This window comes from Pseudomonas imperatae (assembly GCF_057128625.1).
The window spans coordinates 325,117-343,870 of sequence record NZ_JBSKHP010000002.1 but is presented as its reverse complement, the minus strand read 5'-3'; the positions used below and the strand labels follow the sequence as shown (position 1 = coordinate 343,870).

The window sequence follows — 18,754 nt, the reverse complement described above, 5'->3', positions numbered from 1 at the left end:
ACGCAGACGGTACAGGGAAATCAGTGCAGGCGGTGGCTGCGCGCTCGGGCGAATGCCAGGCCCAGGCGCTGGAACAGCGGCGGCGCGGCCACCTCGTCGGGCGGCGCAACAGGCGCGCTCAAGTCGTCGATGATCAACAGGATGTCCAGCGCGCGGCACAGCTGTTCCACGCCCTTGAGGTAGGCATCGGTGCCAGGGCCGGCGGTGGGCTGGAGCATGATGGCCACGGTCTGTGAATCAACCGCGGCGTGCAGGGCCGGCAGGTCGCCGAAGGCCAGCGCATCGCCGGGCGCGTCGTCGCCTACGCGGATGATCTGGCCCGCGCGGCGGCGCCGCATCGCGCCCCAGTCGAGGGCCAGGGCCATGGCGGCCTCTCGGGCGCGGGCATCAGTGCCCAGCAACAGGGCCTGGTCACAGGCGGTGGCGTGGCACAGCTGGGCGAGGCTCGGCGCCAGGTTGAGCACGTCGGCCGGCTGCGTGGTCTTTCCTATGTAAACGCCCAGTTGTCTGTGACTACCCATTGCCATCAACCTACCTGCAACCCCTGTCAATGGCGCGTAGACTAGGCGTTTGCCGGCCACTCGGCCATTTCGATTTTCGAGCTTTTTCGATAAGTAGAACTTATGGATTTCCGCCAACTGCGCTATTTCGTCGCGGTCTATGAAGAAGGCCACGTAGGCCGCGCCGCCGAGCGCCTGTCGCTGTCGCAACCGGCCCTGTCGCAGCAGATTCGCCAGCTGGAACACAGCCTCGACGTCAGCCTGTTCGAGCGTGGCAACAAGCGCCTGCTGCCGACCCTGGCTGCCCACACCCTCTACAACCATGCACTGCCGTTGCTCGACGGCATGCAGAAGGCCCGCGAGGCGTTGCTGGGTTTCCGTGGCCAGGCGCTGCGCACCCTGGCCATCGGGGTGCTGCAGACCGTGCACCCGGCGCTGGTGCCGCAGTTGCTGGAACGGGTGCGCAAGGCCCAGCCACACCTGGTGATCCAGATCTACGAGCTGTCGGGGCTGGAGATCGAGAAACGCCTGCTCAACGGCACCCTGGACATCGGCATCAGCTACCTGCCGCCACGCCAGCCGGGCATGCACGGCGTGCTGCTGTACGAGGACGAGCTGCAACTGGTGATACCGGCGGACCACCCGTTGCGTGAGTTCAAGAAGGTCTCGGTGCGCCAGGCGGCCGAGCTGCCCATGCTGTTGCTGGGCGAGGAGTTCCAGGTGCGGCAGATCTGGCAGGCGCAGCTGGCCGCCCTGGGCCGGCGCGCGCAAGTGCAGGCCGAGCTGAACAACATGGCCGGCATCCTCGACAGCCTGCCCTACATGCGCCTGGCCACGGTGCTGCCCGGCCGCGCCCAGCAGATCGGCGAAGACCCGGAGCTGCTGTGGAAACCCCTCAGCGAACCGCGGGTGCCCTTGCAGGTGGGCCTGGTGTACCGCGACGCCCAGCGCCAGCAGGCCTCGGTGACGCTGCTGCGCCAACTGCTGGAAGACGTCATCGCACCCGCCCTGGGCTGAGCCACCGCAGGTAATAAAAAACCCCGCCGGGGCGGGGTTTCGCAGACTGTATCCCTGAGGTCCTTTTCAGCCCGCCGTCCAGTGGCGGGTTCCTTGCGTGTCCGTGTTCTGTTGGGCGCTTCCTGCGCGACGTCCATGAGCAAAGATTACCCTCTGGATCCATGGCATCGAAAGCGCCTAAAGCCGTCACGGCATGTAGGAGAAAGCCTACATGCCTGTCGGACTTTTAGAACTGCTCTGCATCCAGCAGGAACAACGACTCGCTGCCGCCCTTGACTGACGCGGTCAGCGAGTGGATGCGCGGCAACAGGCGGGCGAAGTAGAAGCGCGCGGTGCCCAGCTTGCTGGCGTAGAAGTCTTCCTGCCCTTCCTTGCCCAGCGCGGCCTTGGCCATCAGGGCCCACATGTAGGCGTAGGCGGTGTAGCCGAACACGTGCAGGTACTCCACCGACGCCGCGCCGATTTCGTTCGGGTCGTTCTTGGCGCGGTCCAGCAGCCAGGCGGTGAGGTCATCGAGGTTGGCCAGGGCCGCCGCCAGCGGCTTGGTGAACTCGGCCAGGGCCGGCGCGGCGGTGTCGATGAAGTGGCGGATCTCGTCGGCGAACAGCTGGTAGTACGCACCACCGCTGCCGATCACCTTGCGGCCGACCAGGTCCAGGGCCTGGATGCCGTTGGTGCCCTCGTAGATCTGGGTAATGCGCACGTCACGCACCAGTTGCTCCTGGCCCCACTCGCGGATATAGCCGTGGCCGCCAAACACCTGCTGGCCCAGCACTGTGGTTTCCAGGCCCAGGTCGGAAAGGAACGCCTTGGCCACCGGGGTCAGCAACGCCACCAGGTCCTCGGCGCGCTTGCGCACGGCCGGCTCTTCGCTGAACTTGGCGGTGTCCAGTTGCATGGCCACGTAGGTGGAGAAGGCGCGGCCGCCCTCGTTGCTGGCCTTCATGGTCAGCAGCATGCGGCGCACGTCCGGGTGCACGATGATCGGGTCGGCGACCTTGTCCTTGGCCTTGGGGCCGGTGGGCGAACGGCTTTGCAGGCGGTCGCGGGCGTATTCCACGGCGCTCTGGTAGGAGCGCTCGGCCGACGCCAGGCCCTGGATGCCCACGCCCAGGCGTTCGTAGTTCATCATGGTGAACATGGCCGCCAGGCCCTTGTTCGGCTCGCCGACGATGTAGCCCACAGCCTCGTCGAAGTTCATCACGCAGGTAGCCGAGCCCTGCAGGCCCATCTTGTGCTCGATGGAGCCACAGCTCACGGCGTTGCGCGCGCCCAGGCTGCCATCGGCGTTGACCATGAACTTGGGCACCAGGAACAGCGAGATGCCCTTGGGCCCCGCCGGCGCGTCCGGCAGCTTGGCCAGCACCAGGTGAATGATGTTCTCGGTGAGGTCGTGCTCGCCGCCAGTGATGAAGATCTTCGTGCCGCTGACCTTGTAGCTGCCGTCCGCCTGGGGCTCGGCCTTGGTGCGGATGATGCCCAGGTCGGTACCGGCATGGGCTTCGGTCAGGCACATGGAGCCGGCCCAGGTGCCGGCATACATGTTCGGCAGGTAGGTCTGCTTCAGTTCCTCGCTGGCGTGGGCGTGCAGCGACAGGCAGGCGCCGGAGGTGAGCATAGGGTACAGGCCGAAGGCCAGGCTGGAGGAGTTGATCATCTCCTCGACCTGGGCCGACACGGCCTTGGGCATGCCCATGCCGCCGTAGGCCGGGTCGCCGCCCACGCCTACCCAGCCGCCTTCGGCGTAGGTCTGGTAGGCCTGGGGGAAGCCATCGGGGGTGCTGACCACGGTGTCTTTCCAGCGGCAGCCCTGCTCGTCGCTGTTGCGGTTCAGTGGCGCGATGCTGCGGCTGGAGACCTTGCCGGCCTCTTCGAGGATGGCTTCCACCGTGTCCGCGTCCACCACTTCCGCCAGGGCCGGTAGCTGGGCCCAGAGGCTGGCCACATCGAAAACTTCATTGAGGACGAAGCGCATATCGCGCAGGGGCGCTTTGTAGTCAGCCATGGCAACCTCGCAAAGGGGGACTGGGACAGTGGATAAATCCAGTGTACCCCAACAACTTTTGCGACACATAGGGTCGTCATGTGACTGAACAGTCACCAGCAGTCATGATTCATACCCCCCGTAGCAGCGGCCAAAGGCCGCGTCCACGACCTAAGCCGAAGCCTGAGTACGCACCGCACCACGGCGAGTCTGGCCGTAGCCCATCACACAGTTACGCCCCGCGCCCTTCGCGCTGTACAGCGCTTCGTCGGCAGACTTGAGCACTTCCTCCGGTGTACGGTGGTCGATCAGCCGCTCCGCCACGCCAATGCTGATGGTCACCGACACGCTGGACGCACCGGCGCCATGGCGGCGCTGGCGTCCCTGCTTGTCGTCCTGGGGGCGGTCGGGGTTGCGCAGCTGGATGTTGTAGCTGGCAATCGCCTCACGGATGGCCTCCAGGTGCGGCATGCACTCTTCCATGGTCTTGGCCGCGAACACCAGTGCGAACTCCTCGCCGCCGTAGCGGTAGGCGCGGCCGCCGCCCGTCACCTTGGACAGCTTGCTGGCCACCAGGCGCAGCACCTGGTCGCCGACGTCGTGGCCATGGGTGTCGTTGAATTTCTTGAAATGGTCGACGTCAGTCATGGCCAGCACGTAGTTGCGACCCAGGCGCTGCATGCGCTCGTTGAGCGCGCGCCGCCCGGGCAGGCCGGTGAGCTCGTCGCGGAACGCCATCTGGTAGGCCTCGTGGGCCACGGCCGAAGCAATCATCAGCATCACCTGGCTGCACATGATGTTCAGCGTGAACGGCAGGATGAAGGTCTTGGGCAGCATCCAGAACAGCCCCAGCAGCCCCACCAGCTGCGCCGCATGCAGCGGCCGCGGCTCACGCAGGTACTGCACCAGCAGCAGCACCGCCGCCAGGAAGAACACCGGGTAGGCCATCTGGATCAGGCTCATCCATTGCCAGTGCCACGACGGCCAGCGAATTTCCGCCAGCCAGTTGAGCAGGGGCACCGGGAAGCTCTGTTCAAGCCCCAGGGCAGTGCTGCCCACCGCCAGCAGCACGGCGAAGCGCGCCACCATGTCCTGGAACAGGTGGGTGCGCTCCTGCCAGCCGCCGAACAGGCCGAACAGCGCCGGCAACAGCAGGCAGCACAGGTGGAAGGTCACGGCCGCGTCGTCGCGCACCCGGCCGTGATCACGGTAGTAGTCGGTCTGGGTGTCGAGCAGGAAATAGGCGATGTACACCGTGACCATCAGGAACAGCTCGCGCTGGCGGCGATACACCGCGCAGTAAGCGCCACCCAACAGCAACACCAGGGTGGGCAGCACGTTGAACAGCGAGGTGAAGAATACGTTGAGGTCCCTTACATAGGCAGCCGCGAGCCCTGCCAGCAACAGCAGCAGTGACGGTAGGAAATGGCTGAAATGGAACATGGGTGAACGTGACAAAACGAAAATCCGATACCAGGACGAAATTGTGGCATTGTGCCTTCACCTGTATCGGCCGTGATGCGGATTGTTTAATGTCCAAAACAATATTTTGAACCTTGGCGCCAAAAAAAAAACCGCTGCCCGAAGGCAGCGGTTTTCATCCAAGCGCGTGGCCGCTTAGTAGCTGAGGCCGAAGTGCTCTTCGTTCATTTCCATCAGGTTGTTGGCGCCCGACAGGATCGCCGCCACGTGGGTACGGGTACGCGGCAGGATGCGCTGGAAGTAGAAGCGCGCGGTCTGCAGCTTGGCGGTGTAGAACGCTTCCTCGGTGGTGCCGGCAGCCAGCTTCTCGGCGGCCAGGCGCGCCATGTCGGCCCAGAAGTAAGCCAGGCAGGCGTAACCGGAGTACATCAGGTAGTCCACCGAAGCCGCGCCCACTTCCTCGCGGTCCTTCATGGCGGCCATGCCGATCTTCATGGTCAGCTCGCCCCACTCCTTGTTCAGCTGCGCCAACGGGGTGACGAACTCGGTGACCGCTTCGTTGCCTTCGTTGTTCTGGCAGAACTTGTGGACGATCTTGGTGAAGCCCTTCAGCGCCTCGCCCTGGGTCATCAGCACCTTGCGACCCAGCAGGTCGAGGGCCTGGATGCCGGTGGTGCCTTCGTACAGCATGGAGATACGGCTGTCGCGCACGTTCTGCTCCATGCCCCACTCGGCGATGAAGCCGTGGCCGCCGTAGATCTGCACGCCGTGGTTGGCCGACTCGAAGCCCACCTCGGTCATGAACGCCTTGGCGATCGGGGTCATGAAGGCCAGCAGCGCGTCGGCCTTCTTCTTCTCTTCCTCGTCGGTGCCGTACTTGACGATGTCCACCTGCTTGGCGGTGAAGTACACCATGGCACGGTTGCCTTCGGCGAAGGCCTTCATGGTCAGCAGCATGCGGCGCACGTCAGGGTGCACGATGATCGGGTCGGCAGCCTTGTCGGGGGCTTTCGGGCCGGTCAGCGAGCGCATCTGCAGGCGGTCACGGGCGTATTTCAGGCCACCCTGGAACGCCACTTCGGCGTGGGCCAGGCCTTGCAGCGCGGTACCCAGGCGAGCGGTGTTCATGAAGGTGAACATGCAGTTCAGGCCTTTGTTCGCCGGGCCGATCAGGAAACCGGTGGCCGCGTCGAAGTTCATCACGCAGGTGGCGTTGCCGTGGATGCCCATCTTGTGTTCGATGGAACCACAGGTCACGGCGTTGCGCGCGCCCAGGCTGCCATCGGCGTTGGGCAGGAACTTGGGCACGATGAACAGCGAGATGCCCTTGGTGCCGGCCGGTGCATCGGGCAGGCGAGCCAGCACGATGTGGACGATGTTGTCGGCCATGTCATGTTCACCGGCCGAGATGAAGATCTTGGTGCCGGTGACCTTGTAGGTGCCGTCGGCCTGTGGTTCGGCCTTGGTGCGCAGCATGCCCAGGTCGGTGCCGCAGTGCGGCTCGGTCAGGCACATGGTGCCGGTCCACTCGCCCGACACCAGTTTGGTCAGGTAGGCGTCCTGCTGCTCGGCGGTGCCGTGCTCGGAAATGGTGTTCATGGCGCCGTGGGACAGGCCTGGGTACATGCCCCACGACCAGTTCGACTCACCCACCATCTCGCTGACCGCCAGGCCCAGGGACTCGGGCAGGCCTTGGCCGCCGTGCGCCACATCGTGGGCCAGGCTTGGCCAGCCGCCTTCGACGAACTGCTTGTAGGCTTCCTTGAAGCCGGTCGGCGTCTTCACGCCCGACTCGCTCCAGGTACAGCCTTCGGTGTCACCCACCCGGTTCAGCGGAGCCAGTACCTGCTCGCAAAACTTGGCGCCTTCCTCAAGGATAGCGTCGACCATGTCCGGGGTAGCGTCCTGGCAAGCCGGCAGGCTTTGATAGTGCGCTTCATAGCCAAGCAGTTCGTCACGTACGAAGCGAATATCACGCAAGGGGGCCTTGTAGTCAGGCATAGCGATAAACCTCTGCTGATGAAACTGGAATGTGGTGACCGCAACAGACCAACCAGCGGTGGATGGCTCTCTGTCAAACAGTTGTTTGAAACATACGTTTACGCCGAAAAGTTGTCAAGCATCCTTCGACCAGACTACACCCGGTGGCCAGGAAATGCGCGCGCAGGGGGGTACGCCGCAGGCCAGGCACGGTGCGGTGAATGATGGAAGATCAGCGAGGGAAGGAATGCAGGAAATTGTGGGAGCTGGCTTGCCAGCGAGCTTTGGTGGCCCCCAAAAGCTCGCTGGCAAGCCAGCTCCCACAGATAAGGCAGGGGTCAGGCGTAGGTGTCGATCAGGGTGCCGAGGGTTTCGTTGGCGGCCTTCTCGACCTTCAGGCCGGCTTCCACTTCAAGCTTGCCCTGGGTCAGCTGCACGGCACTGCCGGCCAGGTCTTGCTGGCTGCGGTCGACGCTCAGCAGTTGCTGCGCCTGCAGGTTGGTGGACTGGTTGCCGACGGACGGGCGGTCGGCCGAGTTGCTGGCGATCTGCGCGGCCGCCTGGTCGACGCGGTTCTGGCCATTCTGGATGGTGCTCAGGCCGGCGTAGTAGGCGCTGCTTCCCGAGATTTGCATCGGCAGGCTCCGGTAGAAAAAATGTATATGGGCGCCATTGAAGCAGACGGCGCCAATAAACTCACGTCAAAAACCCTAATGGCCTATTGCCCTGTCATAGCCACAGCCTAATCCAGTAGGTCCAGCTGCAGGTGCTCGGCAACCATGGCCGCCGAGTTGATCTTCAGCCGCGGCACCCGCCCCAGGCACGGTGCGGGCAGGCATTCGGCCAGGGTGGCGAGGTTTTCCTCCAGGCGCGAGGTGCGCCCATCGATGACGTTGGCCACCCAACCGGCCAGCTGCAAGCCGTCACGGGCGATGGCCTCGGCGGTCAGCAGGGCGTGGTTGATGCAGCCCAGGCGCACCCCCACCACCAGGATCACCGGCAGCTTCAGGGCGATGGCCAGGTCGGACAGGTTGGCCTGGCCGGACAACGGCACTCGCCAGCCCCCTGCCCCCTCGATCAGGGTGAAGTCGGCCTGCTGGGCGAGAATCTCGCGCATGGGCTCCAGCAGGCCCTGCACGCTCAGGCTGACCCCGGCTTCCCGGGCGGCCAGGTGCGGGGCGATGGCCGGCTCGAAGGCGATCGGGTTGACCTGTTCGTAGGGCAACTGGATCGAGCTTTCGGCGATCAGCGCCAGGGCGTCGGCGTTGCGCAGGCCCTTGGGCGTCACGTCGCAGCCAGAGGCCACCGGCTTCGCCCCCAGGGTGCTCAGGCCATTGAGCCGCGCGGCGTGCAGCAGGCCGGCGGCGATGGTGGTCTTGCCGACGTCAGTGTCAGTGCCGGCGATAAAGTAGGCTGGGCCCATTTCAGTTTCCCCCGTCCAGCGGCTTGCGCAACACCGCGTAGACCACCTGGTAAGTAGCCGGCAAGCCTTGTGGCTGGCGGAATTGCTCGTATGCCTGCAACAACCCGGTCATGCGCGCACGGCCGGTAAGGCCGCCGGGGCGGCCCGGGTTGAGGTTGTGGGCGCCCAGGGCCTTGAGCTCATGGGTCAGCCCACGCACATCAGGGTAGTACAACACATGGGGAACCTGTTCCAGACTTATAACCTGCAGGCCACTGGCGCCACACAATTGCTGGTAATCCTCGAAACGGCGGAAGCGGTTGACGTGAACCATGCCGTCCACGGCCTGCCAGCTGTCGCGCAGCTCGCCCAGGGTGCCCACGCACAGGCTGGCGAACGCCATCACGCCGCCAGGCTGCAGGCTGCGCCGGGCTTCACCCAGCACGGCGGCGAAATCGCTGCACCACTGCACGGCCAGGCTGGAGAACAGCAGGTCGACGCTGGCACTCGCCAGCGGCAGGCGCTCGGCGTCGCCGACTACATAGGCGTGGGCACCGCCCAAGGGGCGGGCGTGCTGCAGCATGCCCTCGGCAATGTCCACCGCCACGCCATAGGCGTCGGCATAGGTGCCGGCCAGGGCGCGGCTGAAATAGCCGGTGCCGCTGCCCAGGTCCACCCAGCGCCGCGGTTGCAGGCCTTCGGGCAGCCGTTCGAGCAGCGCGTTGCCGACGTTGCGCTGCAGTTCGGCAACGCTGTCGTAGCTGGCTGCGGCGCGGGAAAAGGACGCCGCCACCTGACGCTTGTCCGGCAAGGCGCCGGGCAACGGTGGCGTGGAGAGATCAGTCATCGGGGGACTCGTGCAGAAAGGCCTGGATGGCAGCCGCCAGTTCGTGGGGGTCTTCCAGGGGGAAAGCGTGGCTGGCCGCTTCAATGAGGCCAACTTCAATATCCGGCAGCAGCGCCAGCACGTCGCCGGCCACTTCGGCCGGTACCAGCGCGTCGTGGCCGCCGTACAGGTGCAGCTGCGGCCCGGCGTAGGCTTGCAGGGCGGCGCGAATGTCCAGCTGGGCCAGCAGCTCCAGGCCGTGCAACAGGTGCGCGGGCAGGGTTGCCGGCGCGCCGGCGGCCAGCAGCTTCGACAGGCTGCGCGGGTCGTCCGCCGCGCCCTGGGCGCACAGCAGGCTGAAGCGCTTCAAGGTGCTCTGCGGGTTGCCGCTGCAACCGGCCAGGAAGGCGTCGAAGGTCTGCGCCGGCATGGCGTTCGGCCACTCGGCGCGGGCCACGAAGCAAGGGTTGCTGGCCAGGGTCACCAGGCCGCAGCAACGGTCGCCACGGCGGGCGGCCAGTTCGGCGGCGAGCATGCCCCCCAGCGACCAGCCACCCAGCCAGCAATCCTGCGGCACGCTGGCATCCAGGGCGTCGAGCCAGGCCGCCAGGTCACTGCTGCCCGGCTCGGGCAAAGGTTCGATGTGCACGTGCAAGTGCTCATCCAACCCCTGCAACGCAGCCACTAACGGTTGCAAGGGCGCCGGGCCCATGCCCCAGCCCGGCAACAGAATCAGGCGATCACGCATCGCACGGCTCCAGCAACGGATAACAATCAGCCAGTGCATTCAACAATAGCTGCACCTGGGCTTCGCTGTGGGCCGCCGACAGGGTCACGCGCAGGCGCGCGCTACCCGCCGGCACGGTGGGCGGGCGGATGGCGCTGACCATGATGCCGCGCTCGCGCAGCAGCTGCGACAGGCGCACGGCCCGGCCGGCGTCGCCGATCAGGATCGGCTGGATGGGCGTGAAGCTGTCCATCAGTTGCAGGCCGATCTGCTCGGCGCCCTGGCGGAACTGGCGAATCAGGCTGGCCAGGTGCTCGCGGCGCCAGTGCTCGGTGCGCAGCAGTTCCAGGCTCTTGAGCGTGGCGCAGGCCAGCGCCGGCGGCTGGCTGGTGGTGTAGATGTAGGGCCGGGCAAACTGCACCAGCGCCTCGATCAGGTCATCGCTGCCGGCCACGAAAGCGCCGGCGGTGCCGAACGCCTTGCCGAGGGTGCCAACCAGCACGGGGACATCTTCAAGGCCCAGGCCGAAGTGCTCGACGATACCGGCACCATGGGCACCCAGCGGGCCGAAGCCGTGGGCGTCGTCCACCATCAGCCAGGCGCCCTTGGCCCGGGCAGCCTTGGCCAGGGCCGGCAGGTCGGCGATGTCGCCGTCCATGCTGAACACGCCATCGGTGACCACCAGGGTATTGCCGGTGGCTTTTTCCAGGCGATTGGCCAGGCTGGCGGGCTCGTTGTGCAGGTAACGGTTGAAGCGCGCGCCGCTGAGCAGGCCGGCGTCCAGCAGCGAGGCATGGTTGAGGCGGTCCTGCAGCACCGTGTCGCCCTGCCCCACCAGCGCGGTCACCGCGCCGAGGTTGGCCATGTAGCCGGTGGAGAACAGCAGCGCCCGCGGGCGCCCGGTCAGTTCGGCCAGGGCCAGCTCCAGCTCGTGGTGCGGGCCGCTGTGGCCAATCACCAGGTGCGAGGCACCACCGCCCACGCCCCAGCGCTCGGCGCCAGCGCGCCAGGCGGCAATCACCTCGGGGTGATTGGCCAGGCCCAGGTAGTCATTGTTGCAGAAGGCCAGCAGCGGCTGGCCGTCCACCACCACTTGCGGGCCCTGGGGGCTCTCAAGCAGTGGCCGCTGGCGGTACAGGTCGGCGGCGCGGCGCTCGGCCAGCCGCGCGCTGAGGTCGAAGGCCACCGGCGCTTACGCCGACGCGGCGTCGTAGAACAGCTCGCCGCTCTTCTGCTCTACCAGGGCCTGCTCGATGGCGGCCTGGTGAACTTCGTCAGCGTGCTCTTCGCGGGCTTCGGGCTGGATGCCCAGGCGCGCGAACAGCGCCATGTCCTTGTCGGCCTGCGGGTTGGCGGTGGTCAGCAGCTTGTCGCCGTAGAAGATTGAGTTGGCACCGGCGAAGAACGCCAGGGCCTGCATCTGTTCGTTCATGGCTTCGCGGCCGGCGGACAGGCGCACGTGGGACTGCGGCATCAGGATGCGCGCCACGGCCAGCATGCGGATGAAGTCGAACGGGTCGACGTCCTCGGCGTTTTCCAGCGGCGTGCCGGCCACTTTCACCAGCATGTTGATAGGCACCGATTCCGGGTGCTCCGGCAGGTTGGCCAGCTGGATCAGCAGGCCGGCGCGGTCGTCCAGCGACTCGCCCATGCCCAGGATGCCGCCCGAGCAGATCTTCATGCCGGCGTCACGCACGTAGGCCAACGTCTGCAGGCGCTCGCTGTAGGTGCGGGTGGTGATGATGCTGCCGTAGAACTCGGGCGAGGTGTCGAGGTTGTGGTTGTAGTAGTCCAGGCCAGCCTCGGCCAGGGCTGCGGTCTGCTCCTTGTCCAGCTTGCCCAGGGTCATGCAGGTTTCCAGGCCCATGGCCTTGACGCCCGCGACCATCTTCAGCACGTAGGGCATGTCCTTGGCCGACGGGTGTTTCCACGCCGCGCCCATGCAGAAACGCGTGGAGCCGATGGCCTTGGCCCGCGCGGCTTCCTCCAGCACCTTCTGCACTTCCATCAGCTTTTCTTTTTCCAGGCCGGTGTTGTAGTGGCCGGACTGTGGGCAGTACTTGCAGTCTTCGGGGCAGGCGCCGGTCTTGATCGACAGCAGGGTCGAGACCTGCACGCGGTTGGCGTCGAAATGCGCCCGGTGCACGGTCTGGGCCTGGAACAGCAGGTCGTTGAAAGGCTGGGTGAACAAGGCCTTGACCTCGGCCAGGGACCAGTCGTGACGAAGCGTTGCAGTTGTGCTGGCGCTCATGGGCGATTCCTTGGTTATGCTTGGGCTGGCGACCGGGATAAGGGATATATCCACAGGCGCCACACGGATAATGGGCATATTTAAGGAAGACGCATGGACTGTCAACCTGGTCACGGAAGGCTGGTTTACAAGTGGTTAAATAACAACCAACAGTGTTTGTTGTGCGACGAGCACGCCGATCAGCCCTACCCCCTGTGCAGCGCCTGCGAAGCCGAGCTGCCGTGGCTGGACGAGCGCTGCCTGTGCTGCGCCCTGCCGCTGCCGATCAACGGCATGCTGTGCGGCCAGTGCGCGCGCCGGGCGCCGCCGTTCAACCAGGTGGAGGTGCCCTTTCACTACGGGTTTCCGCTGGACAGCCTGATCAGCCGCTTCAAGCACCAGGCGCGCTGGCCGCTGGGGCGCCTGCTCGGGCACCTGCTGGGGCAGTGGCTGCTGGCCCGTTTCGACGATGGCCTGCCCCGCCCGGACCTGCTGCTGCCAGTACCCATGGGCCGCAAGCGCCTGCGCCAGCGCGGCTTCAACCAGGCGGCAATGCTGGCGCGCTGGCTGGGGCCGCAGTTGGGCCTGGCGGTGGACGAGCACATGCTCTTGCGGCCCCATGAAACCCTTGCCCAGCAGGACCTGGACGCCCGCCAACGGCAGCGCAACCTGTTGCAGGCCTTCACCCTGGTGCCGCGCGCGCGGGTGCAAGGCCGCCACCTGGCGCTGGTGGATGACGTGATGACCACCGGCGCCACGGCCCGCGCTCTGGCGCAACTGCTGCTGCGCGCCGGCGCCGCGCGGGTGGATGTGTATTGCCTGGCGCGCACGCCGAAACCGGGCGCGGCTTGACTTGCCTGGCGTCGGGGTTCAACGTCGTGGGCTCAATAAAACCGACACAGCACCACTACCGCCATGCCTTTGCCCAGCCTGCTGACCCAACACATCGCCCGCCGCCCGCAGCGCATCACCCTGCTGCAGCACATTGCCGAACAGGGTTCGATCACCCGCGCAGCCAAGGCCGCGGGGCTCAGCTACAAGGGCGCCTGGGACGCCATCGACGAGCTCAACAACCTGGCCCACACGCCATTGGTGGAGCGCGCCGTGGGCGGCAAGGGCGGTGGTGGCGCGCGCCTGTCCAAGGAAGGCGAGCGGGTGCTGCGCCTGTACCAGCGCCTGCAGGCGCTGCAGGCCCAGGTGCTGGAAGTGGCCGAGAACGTCAGCGACCTCGACCTGCTCAGCCGCCTGATGCTGCGCACCAGCGCACGCAACCAGCTGCAAGGCCGGGTGTGCGCCGTCACCCCGCAGGGCCGCAACGACCTGGTGGAACTGGACCTGGGCGCGGGCCTGAAACTGAGCGCGCAGATTACCCACGAGAGCACCGAAACCCTGGAACTGGCGGATGGCGTGCAGGTCTTGGCGCTGATCAAGGCCGGCTGGCTGCGCCTGCACGACGCCGCAGGGCCTGCACCTGCGGGCGACAACGGCCTGGTGGGCCGGGTGGAGCAGATCATCGACGACCCCGAGGGGCCTACCGAGGTGCGCGTGGGGTTGGCCAACGGGCAGACGTTGTGTGCGCTGGAGCATGCGGCGCGGGTCGAGGAGCTGGGGTTGGTGGAAGGCAAGGATGTGTTGGTGGCGTTTGCGCCGACGTTTGTGTTGTTGGGTACACCGCTTTAGATCCTGCAACGGCCGGACGCGGCCTGCGGCCGCTGCTACATGGGGATACGCCGTCATTATGTTGCGGGGTGTGTACTGCAACATCCCTGTCACACCCCCTGCCTAGCGTGATCCCCCTAACCGCAGGGAGCCTGATCATGCACCTCTTACAAGACCAAGAACCCACCGACCTTGAACGCCTGACCGGCCTCACCCGCCGCCACTTCCTCGGCGCCGGCGCCCTGGGCGGCGCGGCGCTGTTCCTGGGCGGCAGCCTGCTGGCGCGCAGCGTCAACGCCGCCACGGGCAGCGGCACCTTGCTGGGCTTCGACGGCATCGCCGCCGCCACCGCCGACAGCATCAGCCTGCCCCCTGGTTACCAGGCCCAGGTCCTGATCAGCTGGGGCCAGCCGCTGCAGGCCGACGGCCCGGCCTTCGACCCCAGCGGCCACGGCAGCGCGGCCCATCAGGAACTGCAGTTCGGCGACAACAACGACGGCATGAGCCTGTTCCCGTTCAAGGACCAGCCCGACCGCGCCCTGCTGGCCATCAACAACGAATACACCAACTACCGCTACCTCTACGCCCACGGCGGCCGCCCGCAGTCCGCCGAAGAGGTGCGCAAGGCCCTGGCCAGCGAAGGCGTGTCGGTGATCGAGGTGCAGCGCCAGGGCGGCCAGTGGCGCTTCGTCCAGGGCTCGCCCTACAACCGCCGTATCCACGGCAACTCGCCCATCGCCTTCAGCGGCCCGGCCGCCGGCCACGCGCTGCTGCAGACCGCCGCTGACCCGCAAGGCCTGAAGGTGCTGGGCACCTTCCAGAACTGCGCCAACGGCAAGACGCCCTGGGGTACTTACCTCACCTGCGAGGAAAACTTCAGCGACTGCTTCGGCAGCAGCGCGGCCACGCCCAGCTTCGACGCCGCGCAAAAGCGCTATGGCCTGAGTGCCGCCAGCAAGGAAGTCGACTGGCACCCCCACGACCCGCGCTTCGACGTGGCGCACACCCCCAACGAATTCAACCGCCACGGCTGGATCGTCGAAATCGACCCGTTCGATCCGGCCTCCACGCCCATCAAGCGCACCGCCCTGGGCCGTTTCAAGCACGAGAACGCCGCCCTGGCGCAAACCCGTGACGGCCGCGCCGTGGTGTACATGGGCGACGACGAACGCGGCGAGTTCATCTACAAGTTCGTCAGCCGCGACCGAGTGGACAGCGGCCAGCGCGACCTGCTCGACCACGGCACCCTGTACGTAGCGCGCTTCGACGCCGGCAGCCAGCACAAGGGCCAGGGCCAGTGGCTGGAGCTGAGCCACGGCCAGCACGGCCTGGACGCCGGCAACGGCTTCGCCAGCCAGGCCGAGGTGCTGATCCACGCGCGCCTGGCCGCCAGCCAACGCCAGGCCACGCGCATGGACCGCCCCGAATGGATAGTGGTGAGCCCGCGCGACGGCCAGGTCTACTGCACCCTCACCAACAACAGCAAGCGCGGCGAAGACGGCCAGCCGGTGGGCGGCCCCAACCCGCGGGCGAAGAACATCTACGGGCAGATCCTGCGCTGGCGCGAACAGGGCGACGACCATGGCGCCATGGCCTTCGAATGGGACCTGTTCGCCGTGGCCGGCAACCCCGCGGTCCACGCCGGCACGCCCGAGGGCGGCTCCGCCAACATCAATGCCATGAACATGTTCAACAGCCCCGACGGCCTGGGCTTCGACGACGCCGGCCGGCTGTGGATACTCACCGACGGCGACACCAGCAACAGCGGCGACTTCGCCGGCATGGGCAACAACCAGATGCTCTGCGCCGACCCGCACAGCGGCGAGATCCGCCGCTTCATGGTCGGCCCGGTAGGCTGCGAGGTCACCGGCATCAGCTTCGCGCCCGACCAGCGCAGCCTGTTCGTGGGCATCCAGCACCCCGGCGAGAACGGCGGCTCGACCTTCCCCGAGCACCTGCCGGGCGGCAAGCCGCGCTCGTCGGTGATGGTCATCAGCCGCATCGACGGCGGTGTGATCGGCGCCTGACCCCACGCCGCGTCTGGTACGATAGCCTGCCGGACGCGGCCACCTGCCGCACGCAGGAGTCAGCATGTCCCACCCGTTTGAAACCCTCACCCCCGACCTGGTGCTCGATGCCGTCGAAAGCATCGGCTTCCTCAGCGACGCCCGCGTGCTGGCGCTCAACAGCTACGAGAACCGTGTGTACCAGGTGGGCATCGAGGACGGCCAGCCGCTGATCGCCAAGTTCTACCGCCCGGACCGCTGGACCGACGCCGCCATTCTCGAAGAACACAGCTTCACCGCCGAACTGGCCGACTGCGAAGTGCCGGTGGTGGCGCCGATGATCCACGAAGGCAAGACCCTGTTCGAACACCAGGGCTTCCGCTTCACCCTGTTCCCCCGCCGTGGCGGCCGCGCGCCCGAGCCCGGCAACCTCGACCAGCTGTACCGCCTGGGCCAACTGCTGGGCCGCCTGCATGCCGTGGGCGCCACCCGGCCGTTCGAGCACCGCGAGGCGCTGGGGGTGAAGAACTTCGGCCAGGACTCGCTGGACACCCTGCTGGAAGGCAACTTCGTACCGCGCAGCCTGCTGCCCGCTTACGAGTCGGTGGCCCGCGACCTGCTCAAGCGCGTCGAGCAGATCTACCGCGACACCCCGCACCAGAACATCCGCATGCACGGCGACTGCCACCCCGGCAACATGATGTGCCGCGACGAGATGTTCCACATCGTCGACCTCGACGACTGCCGCATGGGCCCTGCCGTGCAGGACCTGTGGATGATGCTGGCCGGCGACCGCCAGGAATGCCTGGGCCAGCTGTCGGAACTGATGGACGGCTACAGCGAATTCCACGACTTCGACCCGCGCGAACTGGCGCTGATCGAGCCGCTGCGCGCCCTGCGCCTGATGCACTACAGTGCCTGGCTGGCGCGCCGCTGGGATGACCCGGCGTTCCCGCGCAGCTTCCCCTGGTTCGGCACCGAACGCTATTGGGGCGACCAGGTGCTGGCCCTGCGCGAGCAACTGGCGGCGCTCAACGAAGAGCCGCTGAAACTGTTCTGAAACCAATAATCAGCAACACCGTGACCACTGCCTGGAACAACAAGGACGCTACATGCAAGCCGCCAACCCGCGCCGCGGGTACCTGCTGGGCCTGACCGCCTACACCTGCTGGGGACTGTTCCCGCTCTACTTCAAGGCGATCGAGAGCGTCCCCGCCCTGGAAATCATTGTCAGCCGCGTGCTCTGGTCGGCGCTGTTCGGCTCCCTGCTGCTGGCCGCCTGGAAGCACCCCGGCTGGTGGCGCGAGCTGCGCGACAACCCACGCCGCCTGGCCATCCTGGCCGGCAGTGGCGCGCTGATCGCGGCTAACTGGCTGATCTACGTGTGGGCAGTGAACAACGGGCGCATGGTGGAGGCCAGCCTGGGCTACTACATCAACCCGCTGGTGAACGTGGTGCTGGGCATGCTGTTGCTGGGCGAGCGGCTGCGGCGCCTGCAGTGGCTGGCCGTGGGCCTGGCCGCGGTGGGCGTGGCGCAGCAGGTGTGGCTGGTGGGCAGCCTGCCCTGGGTGTCGCTGGCGCTGGCACTGAGCTTCGGCTTCTATGGCCTGATCCGCAAGCAGGCGCCAGTGGCCGCGCTGCCAGGCCTGGTGGTGGAAACCTGGCTGCTGGTGCCCCTGGCACTCGGCTGGCTGGCGTTCAACCCCGGCGTACCCAGCGCCCAGCCAGACTTCTGGTTGACCACCGACGGCCTCTGGCTGCTGGCCGCCGGGCCGATCACCCTGGTGCCGCTGGTCAGCTTCAACGCCGCCGCGCGCCATCTGCCCTACACCACCCTGGGCTTCCTGCAATACCTGGCACCGACCCTGGTGCTGTTGCTGGCGGTGTTCAAATACCATGAACCGCTGGGCGCCAACGCGCTGGTCGCTTTCGGTTTCATCTGGGCCGGCCTGATCCTGTACAGCATCGATGCGGTGGTGAATCTGCGTCGCAAAGCCTGATCAAAAAACGCTCAAACCTCTGCAGGCCACGGTTCTCATGGCCTGCAACGGATTACCCCAAGGTTATCCACAGCACGATCCCCGCCGTTTGTGCACAAGCCCCTGAAATTGCTCATTTTTTGCTCATACAGCCAGGAAGCCCGGCCCGCGTGCGTCTGCGCGGTGTTCCCCCAGCTTATCCACAGGCAGGTGCAAGATAAACATGAACAACTTTCACGGCTCGGTGCGCAGCACCAGCTCCACCATCAAATCATCGGCCAGGGCTTCGAGCCGCTGCTGCAACTGCTCCACCGCCAGGGTCAGCGGCAGGCCCAGCACCGCTTCGGCGTGAAACAGCGGCTCGCTGCTCATGGGCGCCGGGCGCACGTCGGTCACCAGCCGCTCGACGTTGACGCCCTGCTCGGCGAGCAGGTGGGTGATGTCACGAACGATGCCGGGGCGGTCGTTGCCCACCAGTTCCATGGCGATGGGCTTCCAGGTGCAGCTCTGCTCGATACCGGTCTCGGCGATCAGTACGCGGATGCCCTTGGCCGCCAGCGCCTGCAGCGCTGCCAGCAGCTCTTCATGGCTTTCAGCCGGCACCGCCACCCGCAGGATCCCGGCGAACTGCCCGGCCAGGCGCGACATGCGGCTTTCCAGCCAGTTGCCGTTGTGGTCCGCAACGCATTGGGCTATCCGTTCGACCTGCCCGGGCTTGTCCGGGGCAAAAACCGTCAATACTAAGTGCTCCACGCTGGCACCCTCTCGTTGTAGTCGGTTGAGTATAGGCAAGGGCACGGGCGACGCGCGGGTAGCAGCTCAGACGAAAAGCTGTGTACTGTTTTTAGATTTATCTGGAACAATTGGCCAAAGTTTTGAGAACATACGATTCGCAGTGTGACCGGTAGTCCAAAAACGGTCGCGGATCGACGTATTTAGTCTGATTTTCACAACCGCAAATCATCATGTAGTATGCCGCAGCGCGGACTACATAATGACAATCGATGTCTGCCGAAGGCGCC

At 66.2% G+C, this 18,754-nt stretch carries 17 protein-coding genes; 6 read left to right on the top strand and 11 right to left on the bottom strand.

Annotation, left to right across the window (positions count from 1 at the left end):
* Positions 1-20: 20 nt before the first annotated feature.
* Positions 21-521 carry a hypothetical protein gene (locus ACWKWX_RS04265; RefSeq protein WP_483827088.1) on the bottom strand — a complete coding sequence of 167 codons (501 nt, stop codon included), beginning with the start codon at positions 519-521 and terminating at the stop codon, positions 21-23.
* Positions 522-623: 102 nt separating this feature from the next.
* Here ACWKWX_RS04265 and ACWKWX_RS04260 point away from each other — a divergent pair, with 102 nt between their 5' ends.
* A complete protein-coding gene (locus ACWKWX_RS04260; RefSeq protein WP_416427209.1) occupies positions 624-1,517 on the top strand; it encodes a LysR family transcriptional regulator in 894 nt (297 codons plus the stop codon).
* Between the two features lie 226 nt (positions 1,518-1,743).
* On the opposite strand, the gene ACWKWX_RS04255 is transcribed toward ACWKWX_RS04260, so the two are convergent.
* From ACWKWX_RS04255 to bioB, 9 genes are all read right to left on the bottom strand, one after another.
* Positions 1,744-3,522, bottom strand: coding sequence for an acyl-CoA dehydrogenase C-terminal domain-containing protein (locus tag ACWKWX_RS04255; RefSeq protein ID WP_483827087.1), 1,779 nt, complete (start codon positions 3,520-3,522; stop codon positions 1,744-1,746).
* Positions 3,523-3,672: 150 nt separating this feature from the next.
* Positions 3,673-4,944 (bottom strand): GGDEF domain-containing protein, encoded by a 1,272-nt coding sequence (locus ACWKWX_RS04250; protein ID WP_483827086.1) that lies wholly within the window; start codon positions 4,942-4,944, stop codon positions 3,673-3,675.
* A 174-nt stretch (positions 4,945-5,118) separates the two neighbouring features.
* Complete coding sequence (locus ACWKWX_RS04245; RefSeq protein WP_416427212.1) at positions 5,119-6,924, bottom strand: phenylacyl-CoA dehydrogenase; 1,806 nt, start codon at positions 6,922-6,924, stop codon at positions 5,119-5,121.
* A 317-nt stretch (positions 6,925-7,241) separates the two neighbouring features.
* Positions 7,242-7,538, bottom strand: a complete 297-nt coding sequence (locus tag ACWKWX_RS04240) for a pyrroloquinoline quinone biosynthesis protein PqqE (protein WP_476300570.1) — start codon at positions 7,536-7,538, stop codon at positions 7,242-7,244.
* A gap of 107 nt (positions 7,539-7,645) precedes the next feature.
* Positions 7,646-8,326, bottom strand: coding sequence for a dethiobiotin synthase (gene bioD / locus ACWKWX_RS04235; RefSeq protein WP_416427214.1), 681 nt, complete (start codon positions 8,324-8,326; stop codon positions 7,646-7,648).
* 1 nt (position 8,327) lies between these two features.
* Complete coding sequence (bioC, locus tag ACWKWX_RS04230) at positions 8,328-9,152, bottom strand: malonyl-ACP O-methyltransferase BioC (protein ID WP_473004698.1); 825 nt, start codon at positions 9,150-9,152, stop codon at positions 8,328-8,330.
* Positions 9,145-9,879 carry an alpha/beta fold hydrolase gene (locus ACWKWX_RS04225; RefSeq protein ID WP_473004699.1) on the bottom strand — a complete coding sequence of 245 codons (735 nt, stop codon included), beginning with the start codon at positions 9,877-9,879 and terminating at the stop codon, positions 9,145-9,147. The genes bioC and ACWKWX_RS04225 overlap by 8 nt, the downstream gene beginning before the upstream one ends.
* Positions 9,872-11,044, bottom strand: coding sequence for an 8-amino-7-oxononanoate synthase (gene bioF / locus ACWKWX_RS04220; protein ID WP_483827085.1), 1,173 nt, complete (start codon positions 11,042-11,044; stop codon positions 9,872-9,874). Before bioF ends, ACWKWX_RS04225 begins: the two co-directional genes overlap by 8 nt.
* A gap of 6 nt (positions 11,045-11,050) precedes the next feature.
* Entirely contained in the window at positions 11,051-12,109 is a 1,059-nt protein-coding gene (bioB, locus tag ACWKWX_RS04215) for a biotin synthase BioB (protein ID WP_416427218.1), read from the bottom strand.
* A gap of 93 nt (positions 12,110-12,202) precedes the next feature.
* On the opposite strand from bioB, the gene ACWKWX_RS04210 reads away from it, so the two are divergent.
* The 5 genes from ACWKWX_RS04210 (at position 12,203) to rarD (ending at position 17,753) form a co-directional block, all read left to right on the top strand.
* A complete protein-coding gene (locus tag ACWKWX_RS04210; RefSeq protein ID WP_483827084.1) occupies positions 12,203-12,940 on the top strand; it encodes a double zinc ribbon domain-containing protein in 738 nt (245 codons plus the stop codon).
* 63 nt (positions 12,941-13,003) lie between these two features.
* Positions 13,004-13,768, top strand: a complete 765-nt coding sequence (locus ACWKWX_RS04205; RefSeq protein WP_483827083.1) for a TOBE domain-containing protein — start codon at positions 13,004-13,006, stop codon at positions 13,766-13,768.
* Between the two features lie 137 nt (positions 13,769-13,905).
* Positions 13,906-15,774, top strand: coding sequence for a PhoX family protein (locus ACWKWX_RS04200; protein WP_483827082.1), 1,869 nt, complete (start codon positions 13,906-13,908; stop codon positions 15,772-15,774).
* Positions 15,775-15,838: 64 nt separating this feature from the next.
* Positions 15,839-16,813 (top strand): serine/threonine protein kinase, encoded by a 975-nt coding sequence (locus tag ACWKWX_RS04195; protein WP_473004705.1) that lies wholly within the window; start codon positions 15,839-15,841, stop codon positions 16,811-16,813.
* A 52-nt stretch (positions 16,814-16,865) separates the two neighbouring features.
* Positions 16,866-17,753: an EamA family transporter RarD gene (gene rarD, locus ACWKWX_RS04190; protein WP_416427223.1), complete on the top strand. Its 888-nt coding sequence runs from the start codon at positions 16,866-16,868 to the stop codon at positions 17,751-17,753.
* A 213-nt stretch (positions 17,754-17,966) separates the two neighbouring features.
* Here rarD and ACWKWX_RS04185 read toward each other — a convergent pair whose 3' ends face one another.
* The gene (locus ACWKWX_RS04185; RefSeq protein ID WP_416427224.1) at positions 17,967-18,485 is read right to left on the bottom strand and encodes a glycine cleavage system transcriptional repressor; all 519 of its coding nucleotides are present in this window, start codon (positions 18,483-18,485) and stop codon (positions 17,967-17,969) included.
* Positions 18,486-18,754: the final 269 nt, after the last annotated feature.